Origin of the sequence: Streptomyces sp. OZ13, assembly GCF_052068155.1 — a bacterium.
Lineage (GTDB): Bacteria > Actinomycetota > Actinomycetes > Streptomycetales > Streptomycetaceae > Streptomyces.
The window spans coordinates 145,799-168,775 of the sequence record NZ_JBQHCZ010000016.1 but is presented as its reverse complement, the minus strand read 5'-3'; the positions used below and the strand labels follow the sequence as shown (position 1 = coordinate 168,775).

Annotated in this window: 22 protein-coding genes; 15 read left to right on the top strand and 7 right to left on the bottom strand. The window is 71.4% G+C overall.

What is annotated here, in order from left to right; genetic code table 11:
- Window positions 1-69 precede the first annotated feature (69 nt).
- From leuC to ACTMTU_RS29250, 4 genes are all read left to right on the top strand, one after another.
- The gene (leuC, locus tag ACTMTU_RS29265; RefSeq protein WP_441266447.1) at window positions 70-1,494 is read left to right on the top strand and encodes a 3-isopropylmalate dehydratase large subunit; all 1,425 of its coding nucleotides are present in this window, start codon (window positions 70-72) and stop codon (window positions 1,492-1,494) included.
- A gap of 5 nt (window positions 1,495-1,499) precedes the next feature.
- Window positions 1,500-2,093 carry a 3-isopropylmalate dehydratase small subunit gene (leuD, locus tag ACTMTU_RS29260; RefSeq protein WP_441266446.1) on the top strand — a complete coding sequence of 198 codons (594 nt, stop codon included), beginning with the start codon at window positions 1,500-1,502 and terminating at the stop codon, window positions 2,091-2,093.
- Between the two features lie 104 nt (window positions 2,094-2,197).
- The gene (locus ACTMTU_RS29255) at window positions 2,198-2,425 is read left to right on the top strand and encodes a hypothetical protein (protein ID WP_005311433.1); all 228 of its coding nucleotides are present in this window, start codon (window positions 2,198-2,200) and stop codon (window positions 2,423-2,425) included.
- A 143-nt stretch (window positions 2,426-2,568) separates the two neighbouring features.
- Window positions 2,569-3,219: an HU family DNA-binding protein gene (locus ACTMTU_RS29250; protein ID WP_441266445.1), complete on the top strand. Its 651-nt coding sequence runs from the start codon at window positions 2,569-2,571 to the stop codon at window positions 3,217-3,219.
- A 134-nt stretch (window positions 3,220-3,353) separates the two neighbouring features.
- Here the strand turns inward: ACTMTU_RS29250 and ACTMTU_RS29245 are convergent, their stop codons facing one another.
- Both ACTMTU_RS29245 and cofC read right to left on the bottom strand, forming a co-directional pair.
- On the bottom strand, window positions 3,354-3,557 hold the full coding sequence (locus ACTMTU_RS29245; RefSeq protein WP_053556895.1) for a hypothetical protein: 204 nt from the start codon (window positions 3,555-3,557) through the stop codon (window positions 3,354-3,356).
- Window positions 3,558-3,567: 10 nt separating this feature from the next.
- Window positions 3,568-4,284 (bottom strand): 2-phospho-L-lactate guanylyltransferase, encoded by a 717-nt coding sequence (cofC, locus tag ACTMTU_RS29240; protein ID WP_441266444.1) that lies wholly within the window; start codon window positions 4,282-4,284, stop codon window positions 3,568-3,570.
- A gap of 148 nt (window positions 4,285-4,432) precedes the next feature.
- Here cofC and ACTMTU_RS29235 point away from each other — a divergent pair, with 148 nt between their 5' ends.
- The 3 genes from ACTMTU_RS29235 to ACTMTU_RS29225 are packed head-to-tail and all read left to right on the top strand — an operon-like array spanning window position 4,433 to window position 7,384.
- Window positions 4,433-5,185 carry a lysophospholipid acyltransferase family protein gene (locus ACTMTU_RS29235; protein WP_441266443.1) on the top strand — a complete coding sequence of 251 codons (753 nt, stop codon included), beginning with the start codon at window positions 4,433-4,435 and terminating at the stop codon, window positions 5,183-5,185.
- The gene (locus tag ACTMTU_RS29230) at window positions 5,182-6,192 is read left to right on the top strand and encodes an NAD(P)H-dependent glycerol-3-phosphate dehydrogenase (protein WP_307708487.1); all 1,011 of its coding nucleotides are present in this window, start codon (window positions 5,182-5,184) and stop codon (window positions 6,190-6,192) included. The genes ACTMTU_RS29235 and ACTMTU_RS29230 overlap by 4 nt, the downstream gene beginning before the upstream one ends.
- Window positions 6,193-6,226: 34 nt before the next feature.
- Window positions 6,227-7,384: a D-alanine--D-alanine ligase family protein gene (locus ACTMTU_RS29225; RefSeq protein WP_441266442.1), complete on the top strand. Its 1,158-nt coding sequence runs from the start codon at window positions 6,227-6,229 to the stop codon at window positions 7,382-7,384.
- A gap of 10 nt (window positions 7,385-7,394) precedes the next feature.
- Here the strand turns inward: ACTMTU_RS29225 and ACTMTU_RS29220 are convergent, their stop codons facing one another.
- Complete coding sequence (locus ACTMTU_RS29220; protein WP_441266441.1) at window positions 7,395-7,865, bottom strand: DUF3515 domain-containing protein; 471 nt, start codon at window positions 7,863-7,865, stop codon at window positions 7,395-7,397.
- Between the two features lie 20 nt (window positions 7,866-7,885).
- Window positions 7,886-8,119, bottom strand: coding sequence for an Lrp/AsnC family transcriptional regulator (locus ACTMTU_RS29215; protein WP_159686611.1), 234 nt, complete (start codon window positions 8,117-8,119; stop codon window positions 7,886-7,888).
- A gap of 239 nt (window positions 8,120-8,358) precedes the next feature.
- On the opposite strand from ACTMTU_RS29215, the gene ACTMTU_RS29210 reads away from it, so the two are divergent.
- Together ACTMTU_RS29210 and thiD are read left to right on the top strand one after the other, a co-directional pair.
- The gene (locus ACTMTU_RS29210; RefSeq protein ID WP_441266440.1) at window positions 8,359-9,330 is read left to right on the top strand and encodes a thiamine-phosphate kinase; all 972 of its coding nucleotides are present in this window, start codon (window positions 8,359-8,361) and stop codon (window positions 9,328-9,330) included.
- Window positions 9,331-9,340: 10 nt separating this feature from the next.
- Complete coding sequence (gene thiD / locus ACTMTU_RS29205; protein ID WP_441266439.1) at window positions 9,341-10,129, top strand: bifunctional hydroxymethylpyrimidine kinase/phosphomethylpyrimidine kinase; 789 nt, start codon at window positions 9,341-9,343, stop codon at window positions 10,127-10,129.
- Window positions 10,130-10,288: 159 nt separating this feature from the next.
- Here thiD and rpmB read toward each other — a convergent pair whose 3' ends face one another.
- Window positions 10,289-10,474, bottom strand: a complete 186-nt coding sequence (gene rpmB / locus ACTMTU_RS29200) for a 50S ribosomal protein L28 (protein WP_003957616.1) — start codon at window positions 10,472-10,474, stop codon at window positions 10,289-10,291.
- A 270-nt stretch (window positions 10,475-10,744) separates the two neighbouring features.
- On the opposite strand from rpmB, the gene ACTMTU_RS29195 reads away from it, so the two are divergent.
- Complete coding sequence (locus tag ACTMTU_RS29195; protein WP_441266438.1) at window positions 10,745-12,334, top strand: DAK2 domain-containing protein; 1,590 nt, start codon at window positions 10,745-10,747, stop codon at window positions 12,332-12,334.
- A gap of 387 nt (window positions 12,335-12,721) precedes the next feature.
- Here the strand turns inward: ACTMTU_RS29195 and ACTMTU_RS29190 are convergent, their stop codons facing one another.
- Complete coding sequence (locus ACTMTU_RS29190) at window positions 12,722-15,697, bottom strand: tetratricopeptide repeat protein (RefSeq protein WP_441266437.1); 2,976 nt, start codon at window positions 15,695-15,697, stop codon at window positions 12,722-12,724.
- On the bottom strand, window positions 15,694-17,514 hold the full coding sequence (locus ACTMTU_RS29185; RefSeq protein WP_441266436.1) for an HSP90 family protein: 1,821 nt from the start codon (window positions 17,512-17,514) through the stop codon (window positions 15,694-15,696). Before ACTMTU_RS29185 ends, ACTMTU_RS29190 begins: the two co-directional genes overlap by 4 nt.
- 163 nt (window positions 17,515-17,677) lie before the next feature.
- Here ACTMTU_RS29185 and recG point away from each other — a divergent pair, with 163 nt between their 5' ends.
- From recG to ACTMTU_RS29160, 5 genes are all read left to right on the top strand, one after another.
- Entirely contained in the window at window positions 17,678-19,864 is a 2,187-nt protein-coding gene (recG, locus tag ACTMTU_RS29180) for an ATP-dependent DNA helicase RecG (protein WP_441266435.1), read from the top strand.
- A gap of 54 nt (window positions 19,865-19,918) precedes the next feature.
- Entirely contained in the window at window positions 19,919-20,503 is a 585-nt protein-coding gene (gene rsmD, locus ACTMTU_RS29175; protein WP_441266434.1) for a 16S rRNA (guanine(966)-N(2))-methyltransferase RsmD, read from the top strand.
- A 26-nt stretch (window positions 20,504-20,529) separates the two neighbouring features.
- Window positions 20,530-21,012 carry a pantetheine-phosphate adenylyltransferase gene (gene coaD, locus ACTMTU_RS29170; protein WP_053556892.1) on the top strand — a complete coding sequence of 161 codons (483 nt, stop codon included), beginning with the start codon at window positions 20,530-20,532 and terminating at the stop codon, window positions 21,010-21,012.
- A gap of 94 nt (window positions 21,013-21,106) precedes the next feature.
- Entirely contained in the window at window positions 21,107-22,204 is a 1,098-nt protein-coding gene (locus ACTMTU_RS29165) for an ATP synthase F0 subunit B (RefSeq protein ID WP_441266433.1), read from the top strand.
- 166 nt (window positions 22,205-22,370) lie between these two features.
- Complete coding sequence (locus tag ACTMTU_RS29160) at window positions 22,371-22,976, top strand: YceD family protein (protein ID WP_441266432.1); 606 nt, start codon at window positions 22,371-22,373, stop codon at window positions 22,974-22,976.
- Window position 22,977: the final 1 nt, after the last annotated feature.

The following is a 22,977-nucleotide window of genomic DNA, read 5'->3' as shown; positions in this document are numbered from 1 at the left end:
CCGCGGACCAACGGGCACTGCACAAGATCTCTAGATGCGTCGGCGGCACAGCCGGCCGGAGGGAAAGCGATGGGTAGGACACTCGCGGAGAAGGTCTGGGACGACCATGTCGTCCGGCGCGCCGAGGGCGAGCCCGACCTCCTCTTCATCGATCTGCATCTGCTGCACGAGGTGACCAGCCCCCAGGCCTTCGACGGTCTGCGGAAGAACGGCCGGCAGGTGCGCCGCCTCGACCTCACCATCGCGACCGAGGACCACAACACCCCGACCCTCGACATCGACAAGCCGATCGCCGACCCGGTCTCCCGCGTCCAGCTGGAGACCCTGCGCAAGAACTGCGCCGAGTTCGGCGTACGGCTGCACCCGCTGGGCGATGTCGAGCAGGGCGTCGTGCACGTCGTCGGCCCTCAGCTGGGTCTGACCCAGCCCGGCACCACCGTGGTCTGCGGTGACTCGCACACCTCCACGCACGGCGCGTTCGGCGCGCTGGCCTTCGGTATCGGCACCTCCCAGGTCGAGCACGTGCTGGCCACCCAGACGCTGCCCATGTCCCGCCCCAAGACCATGGCCATCACCGTCGAGGGCGAGCTGCCCGACGGTGTCACGGCCAAGGACCTGATCCTCGCCATCATCGCGAAGATCGGTACCGGCGGCGGCCAGGGCTATGTCCTCGAATACCGCGGCTCCGCCATCGAGAAGCTGTCGATGGAAGCCCGGATGACCATCTGCAACATGTCGATCGAGGCCGGCGCCCGCGCGGGCATGATCGCCCCCGACCGCACCACCTTCGACTACCTCCAGGGCCGCGACCACGCGCCCCGGGGAGCCGACTGGGACGCCGCGGTCGAGTACTGGAAGACGCTGCGCACCGACGACGACGCGGTGTTCGACGCGGAGGTCTTCATCGACGCCGCCGAACTCGCCCCGTTCGTCACCTGGGGCACCAACCCCGGCCAGGGCGCGCCGCTGTCGGGACATGTCCCCGACCCTGCTTCGTACGAGGACGCGTCGGAGCGCCTGGCCGCCGAAAAGGCCCTGGAATACATGGGGTTGACCGCCGGACAGCCGCTGCGCGACATCAACGTCGACACCGTCTTCGTAGGCTCCTGCACCAACGGACGCATCGAGGACCTGCGCAACGCCGCCGCGATCCTGGACGGCCGCAAAGTCGCGGACGGCGTACGGATGCTGGTCGTCCCCGGCTCGGTCCGCGTCGCGCTGCAGGCCGTGGAAGAGGGCCTGGACAAGGTCTTCAAGGAGGCCGGGGCCGAATGGCGGCACGCCGGCTGCTCCATGTGCCTCGGCATGAACCCGGACCAACTCGCGCCCGGCGAGCGTTCCGCCTCCACCTCCAACCGCAACTTCGAGGGCAGGCAGGGCAAGGGCGGCCGCACGCACCTGGTCTCCCCGCAGGTCGCCGCAGCCACCGCGGTTCTCGGCCACCTCGCCTCGCCCGCCGACCTGTCCGAAACCCCTGCGCCCGCCGGAGTCTGAACACCATGGAAGCTTTCACCACGCACACCGGCCGGGCCGTCCCGCTGCGCCGCAGCAACGTCGACACCGACCAGATCATCCCGGCCCACTGGCTGAAGAAGGTCACCCGCGACGGCTTCGAGGACGGGCTGTTCGAGGCCTGGCGCAAGGACCCCGAGTTCGTCCTCAACCGCCCCGAGCGCAACGGCGCCTCGGTTCTCGTCGCCGGACCCGACTTCGGCACCGGATCGTCGCGCGAGCACGCCGTCTGGGCCCTCCAGAACTACGGCTTCAAGGCCGTGATCTCCTCCCGCTTCGCCGACATCTTCCGCGGCAACTCCCTGAAGAACGGCCTGCTGACCGTGGTCCTCGAGCAGTCCGTCGTGGACGCGCTGTGGGAGCTGACGGAGGCCGACCCGACGGCCGAGATCACCGTCGACCTCGAGAAGCGACAGGTTCTCGCGCCCGGAATCACCGCGGACTTCGAGCTCGACGAGAACGCCCGCTGGCGACTGCTGAACGGACTCGACGACATCAGCCTCACCCTTCAGAACGAAGCGGACATCGCGGCGTACGAGGCGGGCCGGCCGTCCTTCAAGCCCCGGACAATTGACGCCTGAGCAGCGGTTTTCCCGAACTGCGCCCCTCGCCTGAAGGCGGGGGGCGCAGTCGTATGTTGAGGCCCCATGGGGCGACAACTCGCCCCAGATGGCACAATCGGTGCATGGAACGCGACAGCCAACTCGAGCTCTACGAGGCGGTCGCGGCCCGGTTGAAGGAAGCGCACACCACGGTGCGCGAACTGCAAGTCCCGGAGGGCGTAAGGATGGCGCTGTCCCGGAAGCTGCTGGTCATCACGGCAGCGGCGAAGCACGATCTCCCCGGCGCGGCAACGCGTCTGGACCGGTTGATGAAGGACCTGGAAGAGGGGCGATTCCCCGAAGGCGGCTGACCTCAGAACTCCGCCGAGGTCGACTTCGTTGCGGCACTAGGGTGATTAGCCCGTTTCGTGTTTGATTTGCGGTATATATCTGCCTAACGTGCGAAAAAGCCAGGACGCGATCGTTCCGGCCAAATGTCTCCGAAGGGGAAGACGTGAACAAGGCGCAGCTCGTAGAAGCGATTGCCGACAAGCTCGGCGGGCGTCAGCAGGCCGCTGACGCCGTCGACGCGGTGCTTGACGCGATCGTCCGCGCAACGGTCGCCGGAGACCGGGTCTCGGTCACCGGCTTCGGCTCGTTCGAGAAGGTCGACCGCCCCGCTCGCTACGCCCGCAACCCGCAGACCGGCGAGCGTGTCCGGGTCAAGAAGACGTCCGTGCCCCGCTTCCGCGCAGGGCAGGGCTTCAAGGACCTGGTCAGCGGCTCGAAGAAGCTCCCCAAGGGAGGCGAGGTCGCGGTCAAGAAGGCCCCCAAGGGCAGCCTCTCCGGCCCGCCGCCCACCATCTCCAAGGCCGCGGCCAAGAAGGCCGCCGCGAAGAGGACCGCGGCGAAGAAGACGACCACGGGCGCCAAGAAGACCGCCGCGAAGAAGACGACCCCGGCAGCGAAGAAGTCGACGGCCAAGACCACCGCCAAGAAGACCACGGCCGCCGCGAAGAAGGCGACCCCGGCGAAGACCACCGCCAAGAAGGCCACGGCGAAGAAGACCGCCCCGGCCAAGAAGGCCACGGCCAAGAAGGCGCCGGCCAAGAAGGCCACGGCGCGCAAGACCACCGCCAAGAAGACGACCTCGAGGAACAAGTAGCGCCGAGAGCGCGACACCAGCACAAGCGGCCGAGCGCCGCACAGCCACTCACGCGCCGGGCCGGTCTCCCGCTGGGAGACCGGCCCGCGGCGTGCGGTCCGCCGGCGTCCCTTCGGAACGTGTCCGCGGCGCTCTCAGAACGTGTACAGCGTCACCAGCGTGACGCGGCGGCTCTCGCCCTCGCCCTCGGTCTCGATCCGCACCCGCTGCCCCGGCCGCAGCAGCCGCAGGCCGCCCGCGTCGAAGGCCGCCGCGTCGAAGTCCACGGGGGTGCCGTCGTCCAGCAGCACACTGCCGCTGCGGGTCTCGGGGTCGTAGGTGTACGAGGTCGCCTGCATGGCCGCCAGCCTAGTGCCCCTGACCGGCGTGCTTCCTCGGTACGGCCGGAGCGCCGCCGGCCAGGCGTTCCGCGGTGTACCGGCCCACGCCCAGTGCGAGCGCGGCCGCCAGATCCTCGCCGGTGTCCACGTCCTGGCGCACGGAATCAAGACCGCCGGACATGATTTCCGTGGCACCGGAAGCCAAATGCGCAAGGCGTGAAGGACCGCCGAAAGCGGGGCGCAATTCCGCGCCCGGCAGGGCGGAGAGCAAAGTCGTGCCGATTCCGGCCGCATCCGTCAGAAATGCCCGGGTAAATACCGAAGCCGCTGCCAGTGCCCTCGCCAATTCGGCGGTACGCAATGCGGGCAGGTCGGCGTTGAGCGCTGCGACCGCCGCGGAGGGGCGCGCGGCGCGCACCACTTCGGCGCCGTGCGCCAGCGCCGCGTTGAGGCCCGCGGCCGGGGAGTCCGGCACGATCCTCGCCCCCAGCGCCGCGAGCCCGGCGGCGGCGGTCGGATCGTCCGTGACGACCGCCACATCCCGTACGGCAGGGCAGGCCAGCGCGGCCGCCACGGTGTCCTGGGCGAACGCGAGGGCGAGACGCGGCCGCAGCCTGTCGTCCGCCGCTCCCGCCAGCCGGCTCTTGGCCAGGGCCAGCGGCTTCAGGGGTACGACCAGGGACCAGAGGCGGGCAGGTGCGGGGACCGGCTCCGTGTCCGTGGCGAACTCTTGGTCCATGCGCATCGCGCCCATTGTCGCCCGGATCTCACAAGGCCCCGAGGGGAGGGGGCGCGGTCGGGGCGTACCGTGTTCTCGACAGACCAGAGGCCTGGGGCGACACTTGACCCCCAGCAGCCAGGCAATAGCCCGGTCGTAAGAGGAAGGTGTCCGAGTGTCCCGCCGTAGAATCGGCTTCTGGTACCGCCTGGCCGCGGTCATCGCAAAGCCGCCGCTGTTGCTTCTGTTCAAGCGGGACTGGCGGGGAACGGAACACATTCCGGTCGAGGGCGGATTCATCACTGCCATCAACCACAACTCGTACCTCGACATGTTCTCGTACGGGCACTTCCAGTACAACACCGGACGGGTCCCGCGGTTCCTGGCCAAGGCCGCGCTGTTCAAGACGCCCGTCGTCGGGGTCCTGCTGCGGGGCACCCGGCAGATTCCCGTCTACCGCGAGTCCTCCGACGCCGTCGGTGCCTTCCGTGCCGCTGTCGACGCCGTCGAGCGCGGCGAGTGCGTCGCCTTCTACCCGGAGGGCACGCTCACCCGAGACCCCATGATGTGGCCGATGACCGCCAAGACGGGTGTGGCGCGGGCCGCCCTGCAGACGAAGGCGCCGGTCATCCCGGTCGCCCAGTGGGGCGCCAACTTGGCGATGCCGCCGTACGCCAAGGAGGGCAAGGTCCGGCTCTTCCCGCGCAAGACGCTCCAGGTGCAGGCCGGCCCGCCGGTCGACCTCTCGCGCTTCTACGACCTGGATCCCACACCGGAAGTCCTCAGGGCCGCGACCGAGGCCATCATGGCCGCCGTCACGGAGCAGCTCGAGGAGCTGCGCGGCGAGAAGGCGCCGGAGAAGCCGTTCGATCTGCGCGAAGTCCGCGCGGAGCAGCGCCGCAAGGCCGCCGGGGAGGAAGCGAAGTGACAAAGCCGGTCAAGGCCGCCGTCTTCGGAACGGGCTCGTGGGGCACGGCGTTCGGCATGGTGCTGGCCGACGCCGGCTGCGAGGTGACCCTGTGGGGACGCCGCGCGAACCTCGTCGACGCCGTCAACACCACCCGCACCAACCCCGACTACCTGCCGGGGATCGAGCTTCCTGAGAAGCTGCGGGCCACCACGGACCCGGCGGAGGCGCTGCACGAGGCCGACTTCACCGTCCTCGCCGTCCCGTCCCAGACCCTGCGCGGCAATCTCGCCGCGTGGGTACCGAAACTGCCCGCCGACACCGTGCTCGTCTCCCTGATGAAGGGCGTCGAACTCGGCACCGCCAAGCGGATGAGCGAGGTCGTCGAGGAGGTCGCGCACGTGCCGGCCGACCGCGTCGCCGTGGTCACCGGTCCCAACCTCGCCAAGGAGATCGCCCAGCGCCGGCCCGCCGCCGCCGTGGTCGCCTGCCGTGACGAGGCAGTCGCGCAGCGTCTTCAGGCGGCCTGCCACACCCCCTACTTCCGCCCGTACACCAACACCGACGTGGTGGGCTGCGAACTGGGCGGCGCGGTCAAGAACGTCATCGGCCTCGCCGTCGGCATCGCCGACGGCATGGGACTCGGCGACAACGCCAAGGGCTCCCTGATCACCCGCGGTCTCGCGGAGACCACACGGCTGGGCCTCGCCATGGGCGCCGACCCGCTGACGTTCTCCGGTCTCGCGGGCCTCGGCGACCTGGTGGCGACCTGCTCGTCGCCGCTGTCCCGCAACCACACCTTCGGCACCAACCTGGGCCGCGGGATGACGCTCCAGGAGACCATCGCGGTCACCAAACAGACCGCGGAGGGTGTCAAGTCCTGCGAGTCGGTGCTGGACCTGGCCCGCCGGCACGGAGTGGACATGCCGATCACGGAAACGGTCGTCGGCATCGTCCACGAGGGGAAGCCGCCGGTCGTTGCTCTCAAGGAGTTGATGTCCCGCGCCGCCAAGCCCGAGCGACGCTGACGTCGTTCGAACCAGCGGGTAGTCTCATCGCGATATGAGCACCGAGAACCTCCCCCAGAGCCCCGAGCAGCAGCTCCGCAAGCCGCGCGTAGCCGTCGTCTTCGGCGGCCGCAGCTCCGAACACGGGATCTCCGTGGTCACCGCGGGCGCGGTGCTGCGGGCCATCGACCGCACCAAGTACGACGTCCTGCCGATCGGCATCACCGCCGACGGCCGGTGGGCGCTCACCGCCGACGAGCCGGACCGGATGGCGATCACCGACCGCAGGACGCCGAACGTCGAGGAGCTGGCCGAGTCCGACGAGGGCGGCGTGGTGCTCTCCGTCGACCCCGGCAGCCGTGAGGTCGTCTACAGCGAGCCCGGCTCCGTGCCCAAGGCGCTCGGCGAGGTCGACGTCGTCTTCCCGATGCTGCACGGCCCGTACGGCGAGGACGGCACGCTCCAGGGCCTGCTCGAACTCTCCGGCGTCCCGTACGTCGGCTCCGGGGTGCTCGCCTCGGCCGTCGGCCAGGACAAGGAGTACATGAAGCGGGTCTTCGTCTCCTTCGGCCTGCCCGTCGGCCCTTACGAGGTGATCCGGCCGCGCGAGTGGGCGAACGACCCGGCGGCCGCCCGTAAGAAGATCGTGGACTTCGCGGGCGAGCACGGCTGGCCGCTGTTCATCAAGCCCGCCCGCGGCGGCTCCTCGATGGGAATCACCAAGGTCGACGGGCTCGCGGGCCTGGACGACGCGATCGCCGAGGCGCAGCGCCACGACCCCAAGATCCTCGTGGAGTCGCTGCTGCGCGGCCGGGAGATCGAGTGCGGCGTGCTCGAGTTCGAGGACGGCCCGCGCGCCAGCGTCCCGGCCGAGATCCCGCCGGTGACGGCCCACGACTTCTACGACTTCGAGGCCAAGTACATCGATTCGGCGGCCGGTCTGGTCCCCGCCCCGCTCACCGACGAGCAGACCGCCGAGGTGCAGCGGCTGGCGGTCGCGGCGTTCGACGCGGCGTCGTGCGAGGGCCTGGTCCGCGCGGACTTCTTCCTCACGGAGGACGGCGAGTTCGTCATCAACGAGATCAACACCATGCCGGGCTTCACGCCGATCTCCATGTACCCGCGGATGTGGCAGGAGAGCGGCGTCGCCTACACCGAACTGGTTGACCGGCTGATCCAGGCCGCCCTGACCCGCTCGACGGGGCTTCGGTAGGACCCGCAGGTCAAAGCGTGGCCGGGACCGTCTTCTTGACGGGCCCGGCCAGCTCCGTGAGTGGGCCGATGTCGTGCATGTACCGGCTGCCGAGCGTGACCTCCACATACGTCTCGCGGTACGTGGTGGTGAAGCGGGGACCGTCGTCCCGCTCCTCCAGCAGCCAGTTGACGCCGTCCACCTCGACGCCCTGGCCCTGCGGATCACTCATCCCCACCGGCCGGGCCACACCGCAGCGCAGTACGATCGCGGCATCGCCCCAGCCGGCGGTGAGTTCGGACGACGGCTCGGGGTCGTCGCGGTCGTGCCCGTCGACCGAGTCCGGCAGCTCCCCGTCCAGCGCACGGCACAGGGCCGCTTCCTCGGCCGGGGGGCTGGGAACCGTGATCGATGCCGACGCGTCGGTGGAGGAGCAGCCCGCGGCGGCCACCAGCACGGCGGCTGTGGACAGGATCAGGGACCGGCGGCCGAAAGACGTCACCGGCCAAGGGTAGACGGGGGCTAGATGTGCACGACCGGGCAGGTCAGGGTGCGGGTGATGCCGTCCACTTGCTGGACCTTGGCGACCACCATGCGACCCAGGTCGTCGACGGTGTCGGCCTGCGCGCGCACGATCACGTCGTACGGGCCGGTCACATCCTCGGCCTGGATCACACCGGGAATCTTTCCGATGGTCTCGGCGACGGTCGACGCCTTGCCCACCTCGGTCTGAATGAGGATGTACGCCTGTACCACGGAGCCTCCAGGGCGGCACGAGGATCATGTCCCCTACCGTCGGTGGGGAGATCCCAGGGAGAGGGGTCGCCACGGTATCGCGTCGTCGCGGGCCACGGGGAGACCCTCGCGGCGGACGGCGCCCGCAGCGTGGCGTACGGCGAACAGAAGTTGACGTATCTCTTGACGGTACCGACAGCAGTGGCAGCTCGCGACCGCAGCAATCACGCGCGGCGTCCACGACAAGGAGAGGTGACTCGGTGAAGGGAACTGTGGGCGAGTTGGGGGAGTTCGGTCTCATCAAGGAACTCACCGCCAAGCTCACCACCACCCCCGCGGTGCGGCTCGGGCCCGGCGACGACGCCGCGGTCGTGGCCGCACCCGACCGACGGGTCGTGGCCAGTACGGACATCCTGCTCGAGGGGCGGCACTTCCGCCGCGACTGGTCCACCGCCTACGACGTGGGACGCAAGGCCGCCGCGCAGAACCTGGCCGACATCGCCGCCATGGGCGCCGTGCCGACCGCACTGCTCCTCGGGCTGGTCGTCCCTGCCGAACTTCCCGTCACCTGGGCCACCGAGCTCATGGACGGCATCCGCGACGAGTGCCAGGTCGCCGGCGCGGCCGTCGTCGGCGGTGATGTCGTCCGCGGCGAGACCATCACCATCGCGATCACGGCACTCGGTGATCTGCGCAACCACGAACCGGTGACCCGCGCGGGCGCGCAGTCCGGCGATGTCGTCGCCTACACCGGCTGGTTGGGCTGGTCCGCGGCCGGGCACGCCGTCCTGTCGCGGGGTTTCCGCTCCCCGCGGGCCTTCGTCGAGGCGCACCGCAGACCGGAGCCGCCGTACCACGCGGGCCCCGCGGCCGCCGGGCTCGGCGCCACCGCGATGTGCGACATCAGCGACGGACTGGTCGCCGACCTCGGGCACATCGCGGAGGCGAGCAAGGTCCGGATCGATCTGCGGTCGGGTCTCATCGACATCCCCTCGCAGATGAGCGACATCGGCCAGGCCGTCGGCGTCGACCCGCTGCAGTGGGTGCTGACCGGGGGAGAGGACCACGCGATCGTCGCCACCTTCCCGCCGGACGTGAAGCTGCCCGCCCGCTGGAAGGTCATCGGCGAGGTGCTCAACCCGTCGGCGCTGCCCCAGGTGACCGTCGACGGGGCACCGTGGACGAGCAAGGGCGGCTGGGACCACTTCGGGGGCATCGAGGACGGCAAGTAGATTTCCGGGTATGGACATACCCCCTCGCGTGCTCACCGTCGCCGGGTCCGACTCCGGCGGCGGTGCGGGCATCCAGGCCGATCTCAAGACCATGCTGGCCCTCGGTGTGCACGGCATGAGCGTGCTGACCGCGATCACCGCCCAGAACTCGCTGGGCGTCCAGGGTGCGTGGGAGCTGCCCGTCGAGGCGGTGCGTGCCCAGTACCGGAGCGTCGTCGACGACATCGGCGTACAGGCCGTGAAGACCGGGATGCTGTCCTCCGCCGAGCTGGTCGAGACCGTGGCGGAGCTGCTGGCCGGCACGGACGCGCCCGTGGTCGTCGACCCGGTGGGCGTCTCCAAGCACGGTGACCCGCTGCTGGCCGCCTCCGCGCTCGACTCGGTGCGGACGAAGCTGCTGCCGGCCGCGACCGTGGCCACGCCCAACCTGGACGAGGTGGCCCAGCTGACCGGCATCGAGGTCCGCGACGAGGCCGGCATGCGCCGGGCGGCGGACGCCGTCCTCGGATTCGGGCCCCGGTGGGCGCTGATCAAGGGCGGGCACCTGGCCGGTGACGCCGTGGACCTGCTCACGGACGGCGGCGAGGAACACTGGCTTCGCGCATCCCGCCACGACAACCGCCACACCCACGGCACGGGCTGCACGCTCGCTTCCGCGGTGGCCTCGGGTCTGGCACAGGGCATGACCGTCCCGGAGGCCGTCCACGCGGCCAAGGAGTACGTCACCGGGGCGATCGCCGCGGGATTCGCGCTGGGGGCGGGAATCGGTCCCGTGGACCACGGCTGGCGCTTCCGCTAGAGCGCCCGCCCCCCGGGAAGTCGCCCGGAGGGCCCGGCCCGTCCCGGAGCACGGCAAAAAGCCGGTCCACCGAGGTGGACCGGCTTTTCAAGGCAACCGGAGGGCTGCGCTACGACGAGACGTCGGCGGGATCATCCCCGCTGACGCGGGGAGCATCACTTAGCGCGAGACCTTGCCGGCCTTGATGCACGAGGTGCAGACGTTGAGCCGCTTCGGCGTCCGACCGACCACTGCACGCACACGCTGGATGTTCGGGTTCCAGCGACGGGACGTACGGCGGTGCGAGTGCGAAATGTTGTTGCCGAAGCCCGGCCCCTTGCCGCAGACGTCGCAGTTGGCAGCCACGGGTCACTCCAAAGACTTCAGATGCACTTACGGTGAATCCGGCGCGCCGGAATCAGTAGATCTGAAGTGGCTTGCCGGGGGAATGGCCCGACTCTCATCGGGCAACTGGAGCAGCATACATCCACTGCTTCCGAGAGACGAAACTAGCATGCTGCCGCCTCCCCCGACCTGCTCACCCGCGGCGGCCGGGGTCTACGCTGCGGGACGACCCGCAGCCCGAGGCCCCGCCGGCCACCAGGATCTGCCCGGCCGCTCAAGGAGGATCACCAGGTGCCGCAGAGTCTCGACGCCTCGGCCGTACGCGACTGGTGCTCCCTGGCGCTGGAGGCCCTGGGCCGGGAGCGCGAGGAGATCGACGCGATCAACGTGTACCCCGTCGCCGACGGGGACACCGGTACGAACCTCTACCTGACCGTGGAGTCCGCCGCACAGGCCGTGGAGGCCGTGTTCGCCGCTCACGAGACGGGCCACACCTCTCCGGCCCTCGCCGACGTGGTCCGGGCCATGGCCCACGGCGCCCTCATCGGAGCCCGCGGCAACTCGGGCACGATCCTCGCCCAGCTCCTGCGCGGCATGGCCGAACGGCTCGGTGACGGAGATCACTTGGCCGGGGCACTGCGTCGGGCCGCGGAACTGGCGCGTGAGGCGGTGGCGCACCCGGTCGAAGGAACGATCCTCAGCGTCGCCGGGGCCGCGGCGGACGCCGCGGAGAACGCCCCCACCGACGCCCTGAGGGCCGCCTACGCGGGCGCGCGGGCGGCCCTGGACGCCACACCCGGGCAGCTGGCCGTGCTGGAACGCGCGGGCGTCGTGGACGCCGGCGGACAGGGGCTGCTGACCGTCCTCGGAGCGCTGGTGCAGGCGGTCTCCGGCGAGGCCCCACCGGCCCCCTCGCCGGCTCACGCACGGCCGGCCCGGCAGAACCGGACCGCCGAGCCGTGCTGCGACAGCGGCCCCGCCTTCGAAGTGATCTACCTCCTCGAGGCGGACGACGCGTCCGTCGCCCGGCTGCGGGCACGGCTCGACGGCCTCGGCGACTCCCTCGTCGTCGTCGGCGGCGACGGCCTGTGGAACGTCCACGTCCATGTGGACGACGCCGGCGCGGCCGTGGAAGCCGGTGTCGAGGCCGGGCGGCCCTACCGGATCCGCATCACGCACTTCGACACCGCGACCGACCCCACCCCGAAGGAACAGGCCCAGCGGGCGGTCGTCGCGGTGGTGCAGGGCGAAGGGCTGGCGGACCTGTACCACCGGGCCGGCGCCACCACGGTCCTGGCCCGGCCGGGAGAACCGCCGGCCAGCGGCGAACTCGTCGAGGCGATCCGCCGGGCGCACGCCCGCGAGATCGTCCTCCTCCCGAACGACACGTCCCTGCGCCACACGGCCGCCGCGGCCGCGGAGCAGGCCCGCACGGCGGGCGTCCGCGTCGCCCTGATCCCGACGCGCTCCGCGGTCCAGGGCATCGCGGCCCTCGCCGTCCACGCACCGGACCGCCGCTTCGACGAGGACGTCGTCGCCATGACGGCCGCGGCCGGGGCGACGCGCTACGCCGAACTGGCCGTGGCGGAACACCGGTCGTGGACCTCGGCGGGCGTGTGCCAGGCCGGCGACGTACTGGGCCTGATCGACGGCGACGTCGCCGTGATCGGCGAGGACCTCACGCAGACGGCGCTGACCCTGCTGGACCGCATGCTCTCCTCCGGCGGCGAACTGGTCACGCTGGTCCTGGGCGGCACGGCGCCGCAGGGACTGTCCGACAGGCTGGAGTCCCATGTCCGCGAGGGCTACTTGGCGGTGGACACGGTCACGTACGAGGGCGGCGGGGACCGGTCGACGCCGCTGCTGATCGGGGTGGAGTAGGGAGCGGGTGCGTGGCGCCTGCGGCGTTCCCCTATCCGCCCCTTCCCGCCGTACCGATGTGCGGCTCCGCCGCCTGCGCGACACGCCCCGGGCCCCGTACCGCGCTTCGCGCGGTGCCCTCGATCTCCCCCGGCCTGGCGGCCGGGGGAGGTGCCCCAGGCCGGGCTGAAATGCCGCTGCGCAGCACTCGGCCCAGCCGGGCCACTTCAGCCCCGCCGGCGCTTGAGGCGCGGGGGCCCGGGGGCAGAGCCCCCGAAACACCGCGCGCAGCGCGGTGACGGGTCCGGGCGGAGTCCGGTTTCGGGAAGTGGGGGTCCCCCCACGGCCGCCAGGCCGAAGGGGGAGGGGTGGGGAAACGCCCCGCGCAGCGGACCCGCCCCCACCACCTCACCCACCGCCGACCTCCGTCAGCACCGCCCGCGCCTCCGCGCACCGCGACTCCGCGGTCTCGTCAGCCGGGCCGTCCCCCGAGGCCTCGTACGTCGCCAGAACCTCCCGCGCAAGCGCCACCGCCGCGGAGGCGTCACCGAGCGAGGCGTGCAGCCAGGACGCCATGAGCTGCGCGCCCGTGCGCAGGTCGGTGAACTGCTCGCCCGCCTCCTCGAAGACCGCCACCGCCCGCAGGACGAGGGCGACGGCCTCCTCGTACGCGGCCCGTGCCGAGCCGTCCGTGTCGTCGTCCCCGGGCTCGCCCTCGCAGGAGCTCGCGATCAGGTCGCCGGTCTGGCGGTAGGTGTCCGCCAGTTCGGCGCGCAGCGCGGCACGGGCATCCCCGTCCGCCGACCCGGCGAGCGCCGACTCGCATTCCGTCGCCGCCGCGGCCATCAGCTCACGCGCCGCGCCGATGCCCGCCTGCCCGTCCCGTACGGCGATCCAGGCCCGGACCCGCAGCGTGCGCACGAGTGCGTGCAGGTCGCCGAGGTCGCGCCACAGGTCGCCCGCGCGCTGGTAGGCCAGTTCCGCCTGCGGGTTCAGCTGCGCACGGAACAGGGCCTGCCCGGCCAGGTTCGCGAGCATCGCGTGGTCCCGTTGTTCCGGCCAGCCGCGTGCGATGTCCGCCGCCTTCAGCCAGTGCTCGGCGGCTTCCCGCGGCTCGCCCAGTGCCGTGCAGCAGTCGCCCAGCCACCAAAGCGTCTGCACGATCATGCCGTCGCCGTGGTCCTGTTCGGTCAGGTCGGGCAGTACGGACTCCAGCACGGCCGCCGCCTCGTCGGCCCGGCCCAGTCGGAGCAGGAATCCGCCGAGCCGGTGCCGTGCGTACGCGCCGTTGCCCGCGCCTTCGCCCGCCTCGTCGGCCCAGTGCGCCGCTTCGAGCGCGTGATCGGCCGCCTCGTCGAGCTTGCCGCTGTCGGAGAGCGTCTCGACGAGCTGGAGGTGCAGGCGGGCCCGCCCGCCCGGTCCGGCGAAGGGGGCCGCGTGTTCCAGCGCGGCCCGTGAGGCCCGCTCGGCGGTCTCCAGGTCGCCGAGGTGCCTGCTGACGCCCGCCAGTTGGCTCTCCGGCTCCACGGCGAACCAGGGGCGGCCCGCCCGGACGTACGCGTCGGCGGCGCGCGTGTACAGCTCGGCCGCCCCGGGCGCGTCGCCGCGGAACGCGGTGATGTCGCCGAGGTAGCCGAGCGCCTCGCCGATGACGACGCCGACCCCGGGCTCCGCCTGCTCCGGCTCCGCGAGGCCGAGGAGCGCGTGCGCCGCCTCTTCCAGGGATGTGACGGCCGCCTCCACGGCTTCCTGGACCTGCATGCCGCCGATCATGTCGTTGAGTATCCGCGCCCGGCAGAGCAGCGCCCGGCCCGTCTGCCGCGCGGTGGACCGGCCTTCCGCGTGCAGGGCCAGCGCACGGTCGCAGGGCTCCTGCACGGCTTCCAGCGCCTCGGCGGGCCGCCCGTCGAGGCTGACGCAGTAGGCCGCACGGGCCAGTGCGGTGGCCGCGCGACCGGGCTCGCCGGCCGCTTCGTACAGCCCGGCCGCGGAGGTGAACAGCCCGATCGCCTCGGCCGGCGGTGTCGAGGGTGCCATTGCGCGGTGCTCGTCGATCTCCGCCCGTTCGAGAACGGCGAGTTCGGTGCCTTCCCGGCCTGCCGCCTCGGCGGCGGCGGCCCATGCGTCCGTCGCGTGGGGATGCTGGGCCTCGGAGAGCCGGCGTGCCTCGGCCAGCAGGCCCGCCAGATCCTCCCCGGAACCGGAACCGGAACCGGCCGCGCCGGACGCCGTGGCCGGTGCCTCGCGTGGCGCGGGCGCCGGCCGTACCGAACGCACACCGAGCGGCAGCCGGTCCAGCAGCGGCGCACGGTCCATGCGTTCCGCGCTCTGCTCGCCGAAGTACGTGTTGCCGTTGCGCGCGTCGAAACGGGCGGCGATCGCACGCGCCTCCGTACGCGCGTGGACGGCGAGTTCACGCACGGTCCAGGGCCGGCCGCCGGGACCGGTCAGGCTCGTGTCGCCGTGTCCCAGCGCGGTGAGCCGGTCGGTGAGCAGCGCGGTGACCTCCAGGTAGCTGAGCAGGCTGCTCGGCTCTCCGGTGTCCGTGAAGTACGAGGGACGCTCGGCCAGGATCTCCAGGCCGCGCGCCTCGTTGCCGGTCAGCGCGCAGAACTCGACATGCCGGGCGACGGCGCTGCGCATGCTCTCCTTCGAGCGCACCAGCCGGTAGCCGCGCAGATGATGGGCGCGGGCCTCCTCGGCGCGCCCCAACCGCAGCAGGGGCAGCAGGGAGGCGGCGAGCACGGCGTGCGGCTCGTGGGCGCAGGTGAACTCGCCGTCCAGCACCGGCCGCCAGGTGACGAGCGCACCCTCGTCGTCGTCCCGCAGGGCCTGCCACGAGCCCTGCGTCCGCAACTCGCAGGCATGGCAGTCGCTCTTGTCGTCCCGGTCGGCGGCCTGCCAGGCGTCGTACGCCCGCTGGGCGCGCTCCAGGTCGCCGACGTGCCGCGCGATCCGCAGTTCGCCCTGCCGCACCGCTCGCTCGGAGTGGCCCGCGAGCCGGTAGCGGTGCTCCATCTCCGCCTGCCACTTCTCGATGGAGGCGAGGGGGATGTGCGGCTGGTCGACCATGCCGCTGGAGACCCACTTGAACATCCAGAACAGGGAGTGGACCTGCTGCCCGTCGAACTCCTCCGGCCGGTCGTCCCACATCCGCAGCAGCCGGGCGAAGGGGACGAACATCTTGTCCGCCTCCGAGCTGTAGTTGTAGACCTGCATCAGATGGTCGAGGCCGTCGATGACGAGTGACGTGTCGCCGAGTTGCTCGATCTCGGCGAACAGCCGCTCCGCGCGGGCGTTGCGGGCGGGCCCCTCCGGCTCGCGGTTGTTGTCGCGCAGCGCCTGGCGCAGCGCTTCGGCGTCCATGGGGGTGTCGAGGGTCATCGTCCGTTCTCCTGGTCGTGGGTGGCCCACTCCAGCAGGCCCATGAACGCGCGGTTGAGGAGCGCGGAGTCGGCCGGCCGCAGCGGTCGCTGCGCCATCAGAAGGGCTTGCCCGTACAGCGCTTCGGTCGCCGTGCCCGCCAGTTCCCCGTCCAGGGAACCGATCCTGCGGATCAGCGGGTTGAGGTGGTTGAGCACGAGCCGCGCGCGGGGCGCGCTGCCGCGCAGCGAGCCGAGGATCCCGGCCCACAGGTCGTCGGCCCGGGCTTCTTCCTCCGCGCGTGCCTGCTCGTGCCGTGCGGCCCTGTCGTCGAGATGGAGCGCCGGCACGGTCAGCGGGTGGAAGGCGCGCAGCACGACGTCGCAGCCCAGCGGCTCCAGCCTGGTCCGCGCGGCGGCCAGGAAGCCGGCGAGGGTCAGCTCCTCCCCGGGATCGACCGCGTCGAGGTGCGCGGTGACCGTGTCGGCGTCGAGTTCGGCGACGACCGTGCCGGGCCGGACCTCGGGCAGGCGCTCGACCAGTTCGCTGTCGTAGGTGTAGCCGCCGTTGATCAGGCCGATGCCCTGCGCAGAGGCGATCGGTGCGACCTGCCGGTACTCCTCGACCGTCCGGGCGAAGTGCACCACGGGGTGCCGCTGGGCGAACTCCTCCAGCGACAACCGGCCGTCCGTCGTCTCGAACGGCAGCCACGGCAGCATCGTCCGCAGCATGTCGCTGTCGTGCCGGGCCAGCGACTTCACGCCCAGGTGGTGGACGGAGAGGAACTGCGCCAGCCGTTCCGGGTCCCCGGCGGCGAGCCCCGTCAGCCACTCCCGGATACGGTCGCCGAGCGCCTCACGCACGGCGGCGAGCGTCTCGTCCGCGTACAGCGACTCGCGGGAAGCCGTCGGGCGCAGGCTGTCGGTGTCGACGACGCACCGCACGAAGAAGGCCCAGTCCGGCAGGAGTTCGTCGGCCCGGTCGGTGAGCAGCATGCCCTTCAGATGCACCCGGTGACCGGAACGCTGCGCGGGGCTGACGGCGGACGGCAGCACGTACGCGACCCCGCGGACACCGGCGACCGGCAGCGAGAGGTCCACCGAGTCGAGCGGGGTGAAGCCGAACACGTCGTGGCAGTGGCGCGCGAGAGCCACCCGCCGCGCCGCCGGACCGGGGTACGCGCGGTCCCAGGGCGCCGGCAGTTCGCTCACCGGGGTGTCGCCCACCCGGACGTCGTAGGGCAGCAGCGAGCCGAAGTCCCGGGCCAGAGCGGTCACCCGCTCCTCGGTGAGCCAGTCGGCGGTACCGGGCCGGGGGGCGAGGTACACCGTCGTGCCGGGCTCCGGCCGGGCACTGTCGGGCAGGGTCCGCACCGTGTACGACCCGTCGTCGCGGGCCGACCACTCCACGGGCGGCGCCCCCGGCGTACGGGCGCTGCGGCTCACCACCCGGATCTCGGCCGCCACGACGAAACAGGCGAGCAGCCCGATGCCGAACTGACCGAGGAACCCGGCCCGTGCGGACTCGAGTCCCTCGCGCTTGGAACTGCGGCCGATCGTCGCGAGCAGACTGTGCAGGTCCGTCTCGGTCAGGCCGATGCCCGAGTCCTCGACGCGCAGACCGCCGCCGGCGGCGTACAGCCGCACCCGCGCGGGCGCCCCGGGGTCCTCGGCGCGCCTGGCGGTGATCGCGTCCACGGCGTTCTGGAGGAGTTCGCGCAGGTAGACCCGCGGGCTGGAATAGAGGTGGTGGGAGAGAAGGTCCACCAGGCCGCGCAGATCGACCTGGAAGGTGTGCGGTGTCGTCGTACCGCCGGACGGTGTCGTCTCAGATGTCATCGTCGCTGCGCCGGTGGGGGGTCGGGCGACGGCGCGGGTCGGGCGATCCCGTACGGCGGTGATCGCGAAGGGGGCGGAAGAGGGGCCATCGTAGGGCTCGCGGCGCCGCGTTGACCAGGAGTTATCAACAGGTGTGCGACGACTGTCGGTGCAGTGGTGTGCAATGGATCGCGTGTCCGCGCTCGACGAACCCCTCAAGAAGACGCTCGGTGCCGCCACCGCCAAGGTGATGGCCGAGCATCTCGATCTGCACACCCTCGGTGACCTCCTGCACCACTACCCGCGGCGGTACGCGGAGCGCGGTGAGCTGACGTCCCTCGCGGAGCTGCCGCTGGACGAGCACGTCACCGTGGTCGCCCAGGTCGCCGACGCGCGGATCCACACGTTCAACCAGGGCCGCGGCAGGCGCCTCGAGGTGACCATCACGGACGGCAGCGGCCGGCTCCAGCTGGTCTTCTTCGGCAAGGGCGTCCACAAACCGCACAAGGACCTGCTGCCGGGCACCCGGGCGATGTTCGCCGGCAAGGTGTCCGTCTTCAACCGCAAGCTCCAGCTGTCCCACCCCGCGTACGAACCGCTGAGCGGCGGAGCGAGCGCGGCCGACGCCGTGGACGCCTTCGCCAACCAGCTCATCCCGATCTACCCGGCCTGCAAGCAGCTGGAGTCCTGGAAGATCTCCAAGGCGGTCGACGCGGTGCTGGACCGGGCCGCGGAGGCGGTGGACCCGCTGCCGCCCGCGCTGCGCGAGGGGCGGGGCATGGCGACCCTGCCCGACGCCCTGCGCAAGATCCACCGCCCGCGCACCAAGGCGGACATCGAGGTGGCCAGGGAGCGGCTGAAGTGGGACGAGGCGTTCGTCCTCCAGGTCGCCCTCGCCCGCAGGCGGTACGCCGACACCCAGCTCCCCGCGGTGGCCCGGCGCCCCGTGCCCGGCGGGCTCCTCGACGCCTTCGACGCCGAGCTCCCCTTCACCCTCACCGAAGGCCAGCAGTCGGTCAGCAAGGAGATCTTCGACGACCTCGCGACCGAGCACCCCATGCACCGCCTCCTTCAAGGAGAAGTGGGCTCCGGCAAGACGATGGTCGCGCTGCGGGCCATGCTCGCCGTCGTCGACGCGGGCGGACAGGCCGCGATGCTGGCGCCCACAGAGGTCCTCGCCCAGCAGCACCACCGCTCGATCACCGAGATGATGGGCGAGCTGGCCGAGGGAGGGATGCTCGGAGGCGCCGAGCAGGGCACCAAGGTCGTGCTGCTGACCGGTTCCATGGGCGCCGCGGCCCGCCGGCAGGCGCTGCTCGACCTCGTGACTGGCGAGGCGGGGATCGTCATCGGCACCCATGCCCTGATCGAGGACAAGGTCCAGTTCCACGACCTTGGCCTCGTCGTCGTCGACGAGCAGCACCGCTTCGGCGTGGAGCAGCGCGACGCCCTGCGTTCCAAGGGGAAGCAGCCGCCGCACCTGCTGGTCATGACCGCCACCCCCATCCCTCGTACGGTCGCGATGACCGTCTTCGGCGACCTCGAGACGTCCGTGCTCGACCAGCTGCCGGCCGGCCGCTCGCCGATCGCCAGCCATGTCGTCCCCGCAGCCGACAAGCCGCACTTCCTGGCGCGGGCCTGGGAGCGGGTCCGGGAAGAGGCAGAGGGCGGGCACCAGGCGTACGTGGTGTGCCCCCGCATCGGCGACGACGACGAACAGCCGAAGAAGAAGACGGCTGAGGACGAGGCGGAGAAGCGCCCGCCGCTCGCCGTCCTCGATGTCGCCGACCAGCTCGCCAAGGGGCCGCTGAGCGGGTTGCGCGTGGAGGTCCTGCACGGGCGGATGCCGCCCGACGACAAGGACGACGTGATGCGCCGCTTCGGCGCCGGTGACGTGGACGTCCTGGTCGCCACCACCGTCATCGAGGTCGGCGTCAACGTCCCCAACGCCACCGCCATGGTGATCATGGACGCGGACAGGTTCGGCGTCTCCCAGCTCCACCAGCTGCGCGGCCGGGTCGGCCGCGGCTCCGCCCCGGGCCTGTGCCTGCTGGTCACCGAGATGCCGGAAGCGAGCCCGGCCCGTCAGCGCCTGGCCGCGGTCGCCTCGACGCTCGACGGTTTCGAGCTGTCCCGGATCGACCTCGAGCAGCGCCGCGAGGGCGATGTGCTGGGCCAGGCCCAGTCCGGGGTGCGCTCCTCCCTGCGGATGCTCACCGTCATCGAGGACGAGGAGGTCATCGCCGCCGCCCGCGAGGAGGCCGTCGCGATCGTCGGCGCCGACCCGGACCTCGAGCGGCTGCCCGAACTGCGCACCGCTCTGGACGCCCTGCTGGACAAGGAGCGCGAGCAGTACCTCGACAAGGGCTGAGAGACTCGGGGCTGAGACACTTGAGGATGTGAGCCCGCTCAAGAGAGGCCCTTCATGACCCGCGTGATCGCCGGCGCTGCCGGCGGACGCCGCCTCGCCGTCCCGCCAGGCACCGGCACCCGCCCCACCTCCGACCGTGCCCGGGAAGGGCTGTTCTCCAGCTGGGAGTCGCAGCTCGGCACCCTCGACGGCATCCGCGTGGCCGACCTCTACGCCGGGTCGGGCGCGGTGGGCCTCGAAGCGCTGTCCCGCGGCGCGGCCCACGCCCTGCTGGTCGAGGCGGACGCCCGAGCGGCCCGCGTCGTCCGGGAGAACGTCCGGGCGCTCGGCCTGCCAGGCGCCGAGGTGCGTACCGGCAAAGCGGAACAGATCGTCACGGGTCCGGCGCCGGAGAGCCCCTACGACGTGGTCTTCCTCGACCCGCCGTACGCCGTCACGGACGACGATCTTCGGGAGATTCTGCTCACACTCCGCCTACAGGGCTGGCTCGCGGACGATGCCCTCGTCACCGTGGAGCGCAGCACCAGAGGCGGAGAATTCAACTGGCCCAAGGGCTTCCAGCCACTGCGGGCCCGTCGCTACGGCGAGGGGACGCTTTGGTACGGTCGCGCCGCCGCTACGTGCGAAGACGCACCATGACCGGACCGGAGAGCGAGGGACTTCAGTTGCGCCGCGCAGTCTGTCCGGGGTCATTCGACCCCATCACCAATGGGCATCTGGACATCATCGCCCGCGCCTCCAAGCTGTACGACGTCGTACACGTCGCGGTGATGATCAACAAGTCCAAGCAGGGACTCTTCACGGTCGACGAGCGGATCGCGATGATCCGCGAGGTCACCGGCGAGTACGGGAACGTCGTGGTGGAGTCCCACCACGGTCTCCTCGTCGACTTCTGCAAAGAGCGCGACATCCCCGCGATCGTCAAGGGGCTCCGCGCGGTCAGCGACTTCGACTACGAGCTCCAGATGGCCCAGATGAACAACGGCCTGTCGGGCGTGGAGACGCTGTTCGTGCCGACCAACCCCACCTACAGCTTCCTCTCGTCCAGTCTGGTCAAGGAAGTCGCCGCCTGGGGCGGCGACGTCTCCCACCTGCTGCCCGACACCGTCCACCGCGCGCTCGTGCGCCGGCTCGCGGAAAAGGGCTGAGCTGACAACTCGTCACCCGGTGTCGGGCGGGGACGGACTGCCCGTACAGTCGTCCCGTCCGTCTCCAACCCGCAGCAGAGAGTGGCGAACCACGGTGGACGTGCAGAAGAAGCTCGACGAGATCGTCGCGGCGGTCGGGAACGCCCGCTCCATGCCCATGTCGGCGTCCTGCGTGGTCAACCGCGCCGAGCTGCTCGCCATGCTCGAAGAGGTGCGCGAGGCTCTGCCCGGCTCCCTGGCCCAGGCCCAGGAGCTCATCGGCGGCCGCGAACAGCTCGTCGAGGAGGCCCGCCGCGAGGCCGAGCGGATCATCGAGTCCGCCCACGCCGAGCGCGGTTCGCTGATCTCCGACACCCAGGTCGCCCGCCGCTCCCAGGACGAGGCCGAGCGCATCCTCGCCGAGGCCCGCCGCGAGGCCGAGGAGATCCGCGCGGAGGCCGACGACTACGTCGACTCCAAGCTCGCCAACTTCGAGGTCGTTCTCACCAAGACCATCGGCTCCGTCGACCGCGGCCGCGAGAAGCTCCTCGGCCGGGGACCCGGACTCGACGAGCACGGCTACGCCGACGAGGACGCGCCGGAGCACAGCAACGACCCGCAGACCCTCATCCAGCGGGCCGACCAGTACGTCGACGCCAAGCTCGGCGCCTTCGAGGCCGTGCTCTCCAAGACGCTCGACGCCGTCGGCCGCGGCCGTCAGAAGCTGCACGGACGTATCGCCACGGACGATCTCGGCGCGCACATGGCCGCTCAGGACGCCGCCGGCCTTCAGCACACCAGCGACGCGGACTACCTCGCCGGCCTCGCCGAGCTCGCCGACCCCGTTCCCGCCCCCGCCCCCGCCGCCGCACCGGAACGCGAGCAGCAGGACGCGTACGCCTACCCGCCGCAGCCCGCGCCGCAGATCCCGGCCCAGCACGACCCGTACACGTACCAGCCGCAGGAGGCGTACGCGGGCTACCAGCAGCCCGACCCCTACGCCGCCTACCAGGACCAGGGCTACGCCCAGCAGTACGCCCAGCCCGACCCGTACGCCTCGGGCGCCCCCGCCCATGCCGGCGGCTACGGCGAGCAGCCGCCCCCGCCGCCGCAGACCCCGCCCCAGCAGGGCACGGCCCTGGACGAGACCAGCCTCTTCGACACCAGCATGATCGACCTGGAACAGCTGAACCGGTACGAGCAGGGGCGCTGAGGGCCCGGATTGGGTCTATCGCGGCTGTTGAAGTACCCTGGTTCTTCGGTCGCGCGTAGATCGCGATCCCGGCTGTCCGCTTCGCCCCACGAACCGGGACGGCCCCTCCCACGAACCGAAAGCAGGAAGTCCCCTGAGCACGCGCCTCGACCATCGCAATCCCCTCGTGTTCGACACGCACGAGCTGGGACGGCGACCGGGTGCGCTCCAGCGGCTCTCCCGCACGGTGGACGCTCCCAAGGACCTCGGCATCGCCGATGTCATCGGTGTGCCGGAAGGCGCGCCCGTGGAGCTTGACCTCCGCCTCGAGTCCGTCATGGAAGGTGTGCTTGTCACAGGCACCACCCGTGCGACCGCCGAGGGGGAGTGCGTAAGGTGTCTGGAGCCGCTGCGCCAAGAGGTCGCGGCGGACTTCCAGGAGATGTTCACGTACCCCGACGCCGACGACAGGGGCCGCAGTCGCACTGCGGAGCCTGCCGACGACGAAGAGGACGAGGACAGGCTCTTTCTCGAGGACGGTCTTTTCGACCTCGAGCCCGTGCTGCGTGATGCGGTGGTGCTCGCACTGCCGATGCAGCCGGTGTGCCGGGAGACCTGCGAAGGCCTGTGCCCCGAGTGCGGGGTCAGGCTGGACGAGAACCCGGACCACCACCACGACGCCGTCGACATCCGTTGGGCGGCACTGCAGGGACTCGCCGAGACCGTTCAGGACGGCGAGAAGGACAACATGGGCGGCGCCGAAGCGGGCGTCGACGAGAAGCAGGAGAAGTAGC

What these genes read in the sequence shown, in the direction of transcription:
- leuC (WP_441266447.1), top strand. Translation starts at nt 70, where the DNA reads ATGGGTAGGACACTCGCGGAGAAGGTCTGGGACGACCATGTCGTCCGG.
- leuD (WP_441266446.1), top strand. Translation starts at nt 1,500, where the DNA reads ATGGAAGCTTTCACCACGCACACCGGCCGGGCCGTCCCGCTGCGCCGC.
- ACTMTU_RS29255 (WP_005311433.1), top strand. Translation starts at nt 2,198, where the DNA reads ATGGAACGCGACAGCCAACTCGAGCTCTACGAGGCGGTCGCGGCCCGG.
- ACTMTU_RS29245 (WP_053556895.1), bottom strand. Translation starts at nt 3,557, where the DNA reads ATGCAGGCGACCTCGTACACCTACGACCCCGAGACCCGCAGCGGCAGT.
- cofC (WP_441266444.1), bottom strand. Translation starts at nt 4,284, where the DNA reads ATGCGCATGGACCAAGAGTTCGCCACGGACACGGAGCCGGTCCCCGCA.
- ACTMTU_RS29225 (WP_441266442.1), top strand. Translation starts at nt 6,227, where the DNA reads ATGAGCACCGAGAACCTCCCCCAGAGCCCCGAGCAGCAGCTCCGCAAG.
- thiD (WP_441266439.1), top strand. Translation starts at nt 9,341, where the DNA reads ATGGACATACCCCCTCGCGTGCTCACCGTCGCCGGGTCCGACTCCGGC.
- ACTMTU_RS29190 (WP_441266437.1), bottom strand. Translation starts at nt 15,697, where the DNA reads ATGACCCTCGACACCCCCATGGACGCCGAAGCGCTGCGCCAGGCGCTG.
- ACTMTU_RS29185 (WP_441266436.1), bottom strand. Translation starts at nt 17,514, where the DNA reads ATGACATCTGAGACGACACCGTCCGGCGGTACGACGACACCGCACACC.
- recG (WP_441266435.1), top strand. Translation starts at nt 17,678, where the DNA reads ATGGATCGCGTGTCCGCGCTCGACGAACCCCTCAAGAAGACGCTCGGT.
- rsmD (WP_441266434.1), top strand. Translation starts at nt 19,919, where the DNA reads ATGACCCGCGTGATCGCCGGCGCTGCCGGCGGACGCCGCCTCGCCGTC.